We start from the raw sequence: 12,368 nt of genomic DNA, 5'->3' as shown, positions 1-12,368 counted from the left end.
ACCAGATTATATTGTGATTTCTTGGGTATGGTAAATGCTTGTCACTGAGTGCATACATTAAGAAATACAAATCCGATTAAAATGATGTTTTTTTGAACAACAGTTAAAGTTTAAGGTTTGACATACATAACTTTTTTGTTAACATGCCTCTAATAGATACTCTCTAAAAGTAATAATATATGAAAGATCGTAGCCGAACAAAATATACCTTGCTAGGTATGCTAGCAATAAGGGATTTATCTGGTTATGAAATCACTAAATTAATTCAAACCAGCACGGAATATTTTTGGTCAGAAAGCGAAGGACAAATATATCCAACTCTTGCAAAATGTGTTGAGGAGGGGTTTGCTTTCTGCACAGCACAACCAGCCAATAAAATAGGCCACAATAAAAAAATATATTCGATTACCGAGGATGGTAAAAGATTTTTAAGAGAATGGCTTAAAAAAAGTCCTAAAGCTACCATCATTAGGAATGAATTATTATTAAAATTATTTTATGGCCATAACGTTGATAAAATAGATAACATTCATCACGTTATACATCGTCAAAAGGAAATTGAATTAACCCTTGAGCGCTATAAAAATTTATATAATGAATTGATCGACGAACACAAAAATTCCCCGCACCTAAAATATTGGCTTCTTACATTAAGCCATGGAATAGACATGGCGGAGGCAGAACTATCTTGGTGCAGGAAAAGTTTAAAACTACTTGAGTTAGACCAGCCTATCGCGATTAAAGAATCATGAGGTAAGAATAATGCAATATTACTTGATGTTAAAAATGCTTCATATTTTTGGAGCCGTCTTGTTTTTAGGAAATATAATTGTTACAGCATTTTGGAAAACCTTCGCGGACCTTTCAAAAGATTGGAGAGTTATTGCCTTCTCTCAAAAATTAGTAACATATACTGATATTTTTTTTACAACTGTTGGAGTTTTAATAATAGCTATTACTGGAATTCTGATGGCAAAACAATATGCTAATTACTTGCACTTAAAATGGATCGCATGGGGGATAAGTTTATTTATCGCATCCGGTATTATTTGGTTATCAATTCTAATTCCTTTGCAAATTAAATTGCATATAATTGCCAAGAAATTTAAAACGAATCAAAAGGTTTCCGAAGAGTATTGGAAACTTGAAAAGTTTTGGATGATATTTGGTATCATTGCAACCGTCTTGCCACTAATGAACTTGTATTGGATGGTATTCAAGCCAAATTAAGCAAGCAAACATCAATACACTGATGCGAAAATCCGTCAATTTGCCGACAGCTTTTATATCCCCATGCCATCTGTGAAATTGATTCGCATGCTTTTAGATACCAATATTCCCTGCGCTTAAGTTAATTAATACTTTTATATTCATTGAAATAAATTATATTTATATTTAGTATAAAATATTATCTAAGACAGCCAGGGAATGCATAATGTTCAAGAAATTAATAATTGGTGGTTTTTTGTTTGTTATCACCGGGGCTGTTCATTCCGAGAAAGTGGCTGTTGTTGGAGCCGGTGCCTCAGGCTTAGCCACTGCATGGTCAATAGGAAATGCACACGAGGTGACATTAATAGATAAGAGACAGTTAGGTGGTCATGCTCTAACGAGAAAAGTTCATTTAGAGGGTAAGATTCATATTGCCGAAGCGGGGGCTGAATTTTTCAATACCACCGCATACCCTCATTTTCTCCGATTATTGGAATATTTAGGCGTGGCTCTGGCTGGTTTTACTTTAGTAACCATTTTTTATAACCAAAATAATAATCAACGGCTAGTCGTGCCTCCTGTACATGACGGTACTGTGGAATGGAATTCCTTTCGACCAAGAAATTTAGTAAAAATGCTGGGTTTAAAATATGTACTATATAAAGCAGGCCCTTTAGTTGCCAATAAGGATTCGACGCTTTCCCTTAGTGAATTTCTGGATTCATTATGGCTTACAGCAGGATTTAAACAGTATTTATATGCAACGCTAGGTGCATTTTTTGGTGTTAATGCAACAGCAGCAAGCAACATGAAAGCTTATTATGCTCTGCGTTATATGGTTATTGGTGAAAATACTCAATGGCTGGAGGCTACTGAGGGGTTGAAAAGTTATATTGATAAAATTGCTCACGAAATCGAAGAGGATGGCACAAAAATAGAGACGGGTATTGGTGTTAAGTCTATAGAGTTGAAAGAAAATGGCCGTTATCGAGTTATTAAAGAAGATGGGAGTTCAGAATCGTTCGATAAAGTAGTTTTGGCAACCAATGCAAAGTCTACGGCTCGCATGCTTAAAGGAATGGCAGGGCGCGAGAAGTTAGTTGATATTATTAACAAAGTTGACTACGTACCTGCTACGATTGCTCTACATGGTGATGAAAGTTTTCTACCAATAAATCCTGATGACAGAAAAACAATTAATATTCGTATTGCAGAGGATAGGCAAAGCGCCCGCATGACGATGTTTAAACATAACGATGTGAAAATCTATAAAACATGGGTTACCCACGATGAAAAGCCTGAGCCTTGTTACTCTGAAGATGGGTTTATGCACCTGCGTGTTAATCAAGCTTATGTAGATGCACAAAAAGCTGTGAAAAAAGCTCAGGGTAAAAAAGGGTTGTTTTTTGCTGGTACCTGGACTGGCAACGGTGATTCACATGAAGAGGCCGTGTTATCTGGCATGGAAGTTGCTGAAAGAATTGGCGCGAATCACGAGCGGCTTGCAATATTAAAAGGCTTATAAGCAGGTAAAGCGCTTATTGAATTAAGTGCCTTGCAATATTTTTTCAGGTTCTGTGTGGATTTAGAATAGCGACAAACCAAACGCAGCGGTCCCCCCATGGGGTATTCATCATTTCATAACTAGTTATTAAAAGTCATGCCGATAACACCAGTGATATTATAGTTAATTTTGCTTTGATCCCCATTCAATACTTGAGAAATTGGGGTTGACCATCCTAACTGAAAGAAGAGTTTTTTGGTAGAAAACCATAAAGAAGGGGTAAGGTATACTACATTTCCTCCTGTGTCTGGATCAGCCTCTCCTGAGATTCTATCTTTTTCTGCATAGGTTCCATGGACTTCAACTAAACCCATAAATATGTATTTCCCCGTTACGCTTTTAATGTTTCGACCCAAGCCGGATTGATATAGATATTGGGTACCTAATTTAACATTTCCATTTTTTTCTATCCACGTCAACCCAGAAGAAGCATACCATAACCAATTTACAGACATGCGGTTAAAGGTACTTCCCAAAAAATAACTAGGTGAGCCAAAACCTGTAGGTGGGTTTTTCTGAAAGGAACCTGTTGGCGCGGACAGTGCACCTACAACAGTCAATTGGTCGGCATATTTTGAATTGCTATTTTCATAAGGAGCATATTCTCCTTGAATGTAAATATCTCCTATGCCGGAGGAGTGCTCGTTACCGCTTACGTAATTTGCAGCGATTGGGAGCGATAATAAAAGGGAGGCTTTATCCGATAAACCATAAACAAAAGAGACTGGTGCGTTTAAAAAATGTTCGTTTCTAATTTGCAAATAAGTGGGTGCAACATAAAATTGGAATTGATCCTTTCAATTAAACTTTGACCAAATGAGAGGAATGGGCCAGGTTGTTGGGAAGGAGGAAGAGCAAAATTTCCTATACTTGGGGGTTCATTTTCGGTTTCTGGCGAGATGACCTCACAGAAAGCGATATTGGGGTATGCAAAAACAACAGTTAGGAATAAGCTGAATCTGCTTATCTTATATAATTCTCTCATTTATCTATGACTTAAAGTTAAAATGTAATTAAACTACAAAAGGGGCGTAAACGCCCCTAATTATTTAAGTTTTTTTGAAATTTTTTAAATATTTAAGTTTTATTAGACCTCTAGAAGATGAATTACTAAGCCATTAAGATTGGGAAAAATAGCAATCACAATCGCAGCGGCCAGCACTCCTACGCCTACATACCGGAACATGGATGCTTGGAATCGCGAGATCAGCAGTCCTGCCCCAACTCCAACACCTAATAAGAATAATGAGGAAATTAGGCATCCGAGGATGAAAGCGGGCATGCTCATTAGAGAACTATAATTTACCATTAGTCCATTACCATTAAAGAAAGTAAAGACTGCAATAATACCCACAATGGCTAACAATGAAATACCTGTATTCAACGAAAGCAAGGCGCCGCAAACAACAATGGAAGCAAGAATGGCATATTCCAATAAAGGAATTGATACACCGGAGAGGTTTAAAATGCCACCCAGTAACATAGCCATACTAAATACCAATGGAATGCTCCATAAGGCCCGCCCACCTATTTGTGCTGCAATGAGCCCAACTGCAAAGGTGAACAGCATATGGTCGACACCATGAATTGGCATACTTAACCCTTGCAAAAAGGGAGCATCGCGCATAAATTCAGCATGATGTGCATATACCATAGTGGGTACAACGCTAAGCACCACAATTAAAAACGTAGATAAGGCGGTGCTATGAGTGATTTTGCGCATAATATTTTCTCCTTTAAACACCGGGTGTGGAATCGACAGTCCAGTCAGTGGTTTTCCTAACTTCGTACGTTAAGTATATACTATTTAAGGTAATAATGCGTTCAAACTGAATAAGAATTAGGCATTAATTCCAGTGGCCAACCAATTATTGAGGGCAATCCTAAGATAATTCGATCATTGCTTAACCTATCCGTTAGGTTAGGCTCACCAAATTCTCGACAAATTATACGTAATTTCCAGGACTGTATATAAGTTAAGATGTGAGGCCCTCAGCATCAGATTTGCTTAGCATAAGCCATTTATACATTCCCATCATAAAAACACTCAATAGGATATAAATGGCAGGTAATAAAAAAGTGTTAAGAGTAAAAATACCCATACAGAGTACGATCACTGTGGCTGTACCCATATTAATAAAATTCATCACTGCGGAAGCATGCGCTTTATCATCTGACCCACTCATGGCAATGGAGGATGCATTGGCAAGAATAAAGCATAATCCAAGGTAAATAGTAATGGTTGGTATGAATAGTGAGAACATTATGGGCATTTTAGCACATAGGCAAAGAAACATAGCTAGGACTCCAACTAGCGTGATACATAAACCCATAAACATAATCGATTGAAGAGTATGTTTATTTGTCAATTTGGCTCCAATGAGTGAACCAAGTATTAAACCAATGGATGGTAAAATGTTTGCTATACCGTACTCAGTACTGCTCATTCCAAATGCATTGATAGCAATGAACGGTGCAATAGCAGCAAATGCATAGATAAAAGAAGTGCATGCGCCCATCAGTAAACCGCCTGCAATCAATTGAGAATTTTTGAATTGCTTGCCATAAGCAGACAAAAGATAAGATGGTTTGAGCGAATCGTAGTTCAAATTTTTCTGTGTTTCAGGTAATCGACCGACAAGCAACAAAAGTATCAATCCATAAAAAGCACTGGCAAAAAAACAACTCATCCAGCCAAAATGTGAATTAAGAATGCCGCCTAATGCAACACCTAGTCCTGGGGTAATAGCAAATGCTAGCAATAAATAAGATATTTTTTGACTCGCCTCTTTAGGAGCATAACACTCATTCACTAAGGTAAATGTCATTTTCAAGCCAACACCAGCTCCTAGGGCAAGTAAAAATCGCCCCAGCACTAATAATGGATAATAATGCATGGTTCCTGCTAAAACACATAAAAGGCTACTCGTGATTTGTAAACTAATTCCTATGTATAAAGCAGGCTTCCTACCAAATCGATTAGCAATGGGACCATAAACCAGTTGTCCCAATGCATATCCAATGAGAAACCAGCTAATGGTTTGCTGAGCAGTTATGTCTGAGATAGAGAAAAACTCAGCAATATTAGGTAAAGCAGGGGAAAATAACACTGCATTTACCGACGCAAATGAAATCATCAAAACTAAGGTAGTAAAAGGGAGTTGTATCGTTGTTTTCATAGAATATCCTAAATAAATCAGATAATAGTATATAAATTGACTTAAAAGTTAACAATATTATAATATGTTAATAACTGTTAACATTTATGCAATAATTATGAGTAAATTGGAGCGTATCGCTGCTTTTATTGATGTAGTAGACGAAAATGGTTTTGCGGCGGCAGCCAGAAAACAGGGAGTTTCCACTGCGGCAATAAGTCGCTTAGTTACTCGACTTGAGTCAGATCTAAACGTCGAATTGTTAAAGCGAACCACTCGCAAAGTATCGCTTACTGAAATTGGCATTACCTATTATCAACATTGTAAAAAAACAATTGATGGCTTGCGAGAAGCAGAAATTGCCATTGCTGGGAGTCAAAACGAAGCCGTAGGGACGTTAAAAGTGGTAAGTAGCCGCTATTTTGCTCTCAAACATTTAATACCTGGCTTATCGAGTTTTATGGCGAAGAATCCTAATTTGCAGGTTATGTTTGAATTAGCGGAGCGCTTCCCAGATATGGATATGGAGGAAATTGACATTCTGTTTGGTGTTTCATTAGAGGGCGCTGGTCATCTAGTGAGAAAACGTGTTGCAATGACACGATATGTGCTTTGTGCATCTCCTGAGTATTTAAAAAAATATGGTACACCGCGGGTTCCTCATGACTTGAGTAAACACCATTACATTACTCATAGTATGCGCACACCAGATAACGTGCTTGTGTTTAAAGATAACAAAGAAATCGTTGTACATCCCATATTGTGGCTAAATGATAGTCGTGCGATGCGGGAGTGCGCCATACTGGGAATGGGCATTGTCAAATTACACGATTATATTATTGCAGATGCATTAAGAGATGGGCACCTTATTGAAGTGCTGTCTGAATTTCAAGACCAGCAATTACCCGTATATGTATATTATCAACAAAGCCGATATTTGCAGCCAAAAATTAGGAAATTCATCGATTTTTTTACTACTAATGAACACTTGTTGGATTTGGATTAAGAAATCCAAATTCCTATACCCAATACCAAGTAAAGCTCCAATAACTACGAGGTATTTGAGCGCTTAATGGCATGAAGCTTGGAGATTTATTATCACCTTACAGTGGCATTGACTTTAAAATAGACTCAACATGTTCTTGGGGGCTTTTAAGTGGGATTATATTTGCTTTCCCCCAAGTGCATTTCTTTTTGTATTAGGCACCTATGCTTTTCATTGTACCTAACTGCATCTCTTCATCGCTTCCTTCTTCGTCTTCTTGCTCGCTCTTCTCACCTTTTTCTTCATCATTCTCAACAGAATTTTTAATGATGCCTTTAAGCATACGAGGAGCAACTCCATTCGTCGTAGAAGTTGTTGGAGTAGATTCTTTCGAAACTTCACTACCGCCCCATGAAACGAGAAGTAGTGCGCTGTAGAGAAGTTGAAATAAATACAAGAGTTGCCCAACTATTTGTTCATCATTAAAAACCAAGGCTATCGCGAACCCCAGCATAATGGCTGAAAAAATAGCCTGAAGTCCTTGGATAACTTTTTCATTAAGGTGGGTATCTGAGCGACACAGAGCATAACCAGAGTTGAGGACCTGGGCAAAAGATATAGGAATTAAAGGAATCGGGCTTGTCGTGTTAACTATTTGCATACCTGCTTGTACGGTTAGTTGGGTCACTGCTAATCCGGCGTTTCCTCGTTGAGCATTTCTATGGGCAGAGGAGGACTGGGGTGCTCGGGCTTGAAGGCGATCTAATACAGTAGAATAAGTTGTTCCTGCCATTTTTTAAAATCCTTTTAAATAAACATATGTGCAGATTAAATCGAAATTTAATCGTAAGTCGATTTTAGCTACTGAAAATACTCAAAATGTTTTGCATTAAGGTTTTCCAGAAGCAAGTTGTTATTCTAACTGGTTTTTTTTCAACTTCAATGTTATTGGTGGGAAAGAAAGTAACTTAACCAAAAAATTTATCTCGTTTTAAAACATACAATTTTCCATTACGCACAAAATAGTATGTACAAAAGAATGATTATTGGGTTTTATAAATATTAAATATCTTATGAAAAACAACAAGCACCCCAAAGCCAGTAACTATGTATTATCTTTATAAACTGGAGTACGGTCTATCGTGACTGCTATGCACTGGTTGCTACGAAAAATTTCTATATCATTTTAGTAATGAATATAAGCCACAATCATGAGTTTATTTGGGCCATATAAACTCATGATTGTGGCTTACATATCAACTATTTTATCTCGAATCTAATTTTCTAAACTTAAATTCGAGTAATTTTCCTTTCAGCGATTAAAACTCTGCACTATAGGTACGTTTATGGCCAACAATTGGTATGGTAACGCCATATTTCTTTTGTCCAAAAAATAGGTGTGGATTAGAACTTTGGACTGTTTCTCGCTGAGCACTATCAAGCGTCCTTGGAGTTTCTTCTTGAGTAGCAGGTAGGAAAGGCCAATTTTTTTCATCCTCTTCTTGAGGTAAAAGATTCACTGGAGGAGACTGTGGTTCAGCATCAGCATCAGCATCAGCATCAGCATCAGCATCAGCATCAGCATCAGAATACGAATTCGTGTCTGAAATTAGTAACTTATCATTAATTAAAGTTTGATAAAAATCCATGACGAAAAGGTCATTAATTTCTTCAGATGAGTTGATTTTATCAAATACCTCCGGAAATATTTTCTTTAATAAACCATACTCATACAAAGCCTTTACATAAGAAACTGGATGTTCCACGGCAGCAAGATGTCTGATTGTTACCGCTACGATATGACTATAATGTGGAAAAAGATGAGTATTACCATTCCAATTTAGAATCGCTTGACTTAACTCTGGGGTAGGTTTAAAGCCTTCTGTTATATATTTTACAGCTCTTAACAAACGTACTGGATCTTCTCGGAAAAGAAGTTCCGCGCTACTCTGGGTATTTAAAGAAAAACGGTGTACGTCATCAACGCCATGATTTAAAGGATCATGAATTGTTCCTTCACAATCTAAAAATAATGCGCAGATAGTAAAATCTCGATGAGAAGCATTTTCTTCTAACCATGTTTTTGGACTTTGACCACTATTTTTTGTAACATGAATATCCACTGAAAATTCTTTATTATCAAAGAGTAATTTTTTAGTATAAAGATTAGGAATATATTTATCTTTTCTAAAACCTATTCTAAGTAATGCTTGAGGATCACAATCACTCGTAAAATCAAGATCAGTGAGTGTTTGAGGGTGGTCCTGTAAAAGTTTAACAACAGAACTTCCTACTAAATAATGATGCCCCGAAATTTCTTTTAGTTGATCAAAAATATGGGAAATAACTGCTGGAAGCTTTACCCTAGGAAGCTCAATCGCCTTCTCATCTTCATTTTTATCTGATTTTACATAATCTTTAAGGGATAATCTAAATTTTCCTGGAACAGTTTTTTCTATTTCTGCTGCTATTTTTTGGTTTCCAGGAAATAACTTGGTTATTTTATTTCGAGTTTGCTCTACTTTATCTAAATCACCGATTTTTATGTAATGAAACAGAAGACCTAAAAGTAACCATCTGTTATTGTGAAAAAATGACATGGCTTTTTCCAGCGTAAAAAACGCCTTATCATGCTCACCACGTTCATCAAGATGTTGAGCCAATAGTTGATACAATTTAGGTTGATGTGGAAATTTATCAATAGCAGAGCGAAGAAATACTTCCGTAGAAACCCTCTTATCTTGATTAGCAATCAAGTATTTTGCTTTTTTCAAATAAACGAGAAAAGAGTTTGGAAACTGTTTAAAAAGGACTTCATATTTTGCAAGATGTTGGGAAATATTATTTGGTGCTCTTAATTCCTCCAACCGTTGTTTCTCAATGTATCCCTGCGGCATTGAAGGATAATTTTTTATTAAAACCTCGCAGCATTGTCGGGCTCTTTCAAAATGATTAGCCATTCTCCACAGATGAGTTTGTCTTTGAAGGATATTGGGTTTCACTTCTGGTTGATTTTTTATACTTTTCAAATAATAAATCATTTTTGATTTATCTAGTTTTTCATAATAAAGTGCAAAAAGACTTAAAATAGTTGGATTATTAGGGTATTTTACTTGAGCGTCTTCCAATCGCTTCAACGCTTCTGTATTTTTCCCAGCATTGATTAAGCAAGGAATATAGGTATCCAGAAGAGAAAGATCATGGGGGTAAGAAATTAACCCTTTCTCAAGAATAGTTAAAGCCTTCTCATTTTCTCCTATAATAATGTAGCAATAGGCTTTAGTATTAATCACTGATTTTTCGTGTTGATATGACTCGTTTAACTCAGCTAATAAACCTAAGGCCTCTCGATGCTTATTTGCTCCTATATAAGCTTGTACTGTGTGTAAAATTGAGTTTGAATTTAACTCTTTTTTTAATAATCGCTGATGGAGAGCCAGTCCAGTATAAACATCCCCTATTGATGCATAAAATTTAGCCATGCAATGAAGTAGAACCGGATCATCTTTCCATATGGTTAGCATTTTTTGAGCGAGTTTTATTGCCCTTGAAAAATCGCTTAAATGCTCATAGCAATAAAGAAGGTCGCGTTGTATATGGTAAACTTTTTCCCAATGATGAGGAAGCGTTTCAATTAGGCTAGCTGCCGTAGCAAAATCACCTTTTTTTATGGAGCATCGCGCCATTCCATACTGAGCCGCAGCATGATTATCAGAGGTTTTATCTATGCAGGCCTTTTTAACCGCTAAGAATAGAGAGATCGCCTCATCATATTGCTTTTTTTCTAGATGGGCCCAGGCGTCCTTTAATGTTTCTGCCTTATTCAAAGAGGGCTTTGACTTAACTAAAGTCCAAGGCTCCTCCATCGTTATTTCTTCATCCATAGTGGTAGGTTTTGTGCGATCTTTTAAAAAGCGCATAGAAGTTCGTGCAGGAGTCTCAAGAGTAGGTTTCGGTTGTAAAACCTTTTCTTTTCCTTTATCTGTTTCTTTTCTTTTTTCTTTTTTCTTTATTGATCTGCTATGCTGCCGATTTCTTGTATGATTTTTTTGTGGCACAGTATCTATTTGAGTCTGCTGCTTTGTGCTTTCATCTATCTTGTTCTCAGGTCTTGTAGTACTCACAATGTTTTTTAGAACACCTAAAACAACCTGAGCTGATTTACAAAACCGTGCAACGGATACCGGATCATCGAATAAATTCGAATCCATAAAAACATGCCCATCTTGATCTAATTTTGGAAAACAGGCAGAAATTTTCTTTAAGTCTTCTTGCAAAAAATTTGTCATTACAGTAGCGATATCATGAATAACATATCTAAAATCTCTCGTAACATCGCCTTTATAGAAATCCAGAATTCCTCGTAGGTAGACATCTGTTTCATGGGCCATTTGCAGCATACTTGCGTTGAAAATAGGCCCAAAAGCTGAAGGTGGAACCTCGCTATTACGAGAGAATAAGGTTAGAAATACCGACACCATAGCATTTACAGTTATTCTATACTTGAAAATTGTATTATGGAATTTCTCCCAAGACTGTTGCTGTGCAAGGTTACGGTGCTCTATAACGCCACAAGACTCAAGCTGAGTAAGAAGATTATCTTGTATTGCTACAATAGAGGATAAATCATCTATAAATTGCCAAAACCAATGTTTATCATAGCCACCGTGGATTAAAGATTCTCTAAAACTGAATAACGCCTCATTATCTGAGATATCCAACTTAGCCAACTGTTCGTAGTATAATGCCTCATAACGGACCATTAACTCTCTAAATTTAACTTGGAGTTCAAGGGGTAGTTCTTGCTCATTCACTGCAGGAGTTATTGAATCTGTAATTAAATGGTCAGCGGATGCTTCATTACTGCTAATTTGCTTTAAAACATCATTAAAAGGATCATTTTCAGGAATAGGTACGGAGTCTCCATCATCGGTTCGTCTTCTCAGCTGTATAAAAGTTTGCTGTGCTGGCCGAGCAGAGAAAAGTAACGGGGGTTCCTTTACAAAAATTTCAGGATAAAGGCCACTTTCCATCTCTTTTATTATAAAATCAGGTAAATCCTTGGGTGCCCCCTGTTCAATAAAAGAACTTTTAAGTACACTTTTTTTATATGAGCCGCCACTAAATTGGCAAAAAAGTTCTTTATATTTTTCAAATAAAGCATCAACCTCTTTTTCTTTTTCTCGTTTAGTAAGAGGAACCTCAACAGAAATGGGCGAATATTTGCTGTCTACATATTTACGAAGCATTTTTTTAAAAACTGAATTCATTGACAGACTTATCTCTTAGTAATTTGGGGCGGGTATTAAAACACTTAACTAATAATTTGAAAAGCTGCTTTATTATTTTGCTCTATGATGTAAGAAACAAACATGAAGAGTTTAAAAATAGATTTCATTGTTGCTTCATTCTTAAGAAAAATTAATTCATTAAATATAAATATGTTTTG

The 12,368-nt window shown here is 36.5% G+C and carries 9 protein-coding genes; 4 read left to right on the top strand and 5 right to left on the bottom strand.

What is annotated here, in order from left to right:
- Positions 1–179: 179 nt before the first annotated feature.
- The 3 genes from ACWTEW_RS26605 (at position 180) to ACWTEW_RS26595 (ending at position 2,737) form a co-directional block, all read left to right on the top strand.
- A complete protein-coding gene (locus ACWTEW_RS26605; RefSeq protein WP_454781096.1) occupies positions 180–752 on the top strand; it encodes a PadR family transcriptional regulator in 573 nt (190 codons plus the stop codon).
- Between the two features lie 10 nt (positions 753–762).
- On the top strand, positions 763–1,230 hold the full coding sequence (locus ACWTEW_RS26600) for a DUF2269 family protein (RefSeq protein ID WP_454781095.1): 468 nt from the start codon (positions 763–765) through the stop codon (positions 1,228–1,230).
- 205 nt (positions 1,231–1,435) lie between these two features.
- Complete coding sequence (locus ACWTEW_RS26595) at positions 1,436–2,737, top strand: FAD-dependent oxidoreductase (protein WP_454781094.1); 1,302 nt, start codon at positions 1,436–1,438, stop codon at positions 2,735–2,737.
- A 119-nt stretch (positions 2,738–2,856) separates the two neighbouring features.
- Here ACWTEW_RS26595 and ACWTEW_RS26590 read toward each other — a convergent pair whose 3' ends face one another.
- The 3 genes from ACWTEW_RS26590 to ACWTEW_RS26580 form a co-directional block, all read right to left on the bottom strand.
- Positions 2,857–3,537, bottom strand: coding sequence for a hypothetical protein (locus ACWTEW_RS26590; RefSeq protein WP_454781093.1), 681 nt, complete (start codon positions 3,535–3,537; stop codon positions 2,857–2,859).
- A 326-nt stretch (positions 3,538–3,863) separates the two neighbouring features.
- Positions 3,864–4,499, bottom strand: coding sequence for a HupE/UreJ family protein (locus ACWTEW_RS26585; protein WP_454781092.1), 636 nt, complete (start codon positions 4,497–4,499; stop codon positions 3,864–3,866).
- A 253-nt stretch (positions 4,500–4,752) separates the two neighbouring features.
- A complete protein-coding gene (locus ACWTEW_RS26580; RefSeq protein ID WP_454781091.1) occupies positions 4,753–5,955 on the bottom strand; it encodes an MFS transporter in 1,203 nt (400 codons plus the stop codon).
- 97 nt (positions 5,956–6,052) lie between these two features.
- Between ACWTEW_RS26580 and ACWTEW_RS26575 the strand changes: the two genes are divergently transcribed.
- Positions 6,053–6,940 carry a LysR family transcriptional regulator gene (locus ACWTEW_RS26575; protein WP_454781090.1) on the top strand — a complete coding sequence of 296 codons (888 nt, stop codon included), beginning with the start codon at positions 6,053–6,055 and terminating at the stop codon, positions 6,938–6,940.
- 193 nt (positions 6,941–7,133) lie between these two features.
- Here ACWTEW_RS26575 and ACWTEW_RS26570 read toward each other — a convergent pair whose 3' ends face one another.
- Positions 7,134–7,712 (bottom strand): hypothetical protein, encoded by a 579-nt coding sequence (locus ACWTEW_RS26570; protein ID WP_454781089.1) that lies wholly within the window; start codon positions 7,710–7,712, stop codon positions 7,134–7,136.
- A gap of 526 nt (positions 7,713–8,238) precedes the next feature.
- Entirely contained in the window at positions 8,239–12,189 is a 3,951-nt protein-coding gene (locus ACWTEW_RS26565) for a hypothetical protein (protein ID WP_454781088.1), read from the bottom strand.
- Positions 12,190–12,368 lie beyond the last annotated feature (179 nt).

The organism is Legionella stuttgartensis (assembly GCF_977063405.2).
Note: the sequence above shows the minus strand (reverse complement) of the source record. Positions and strands in the feature narration are given on the sequence as shown.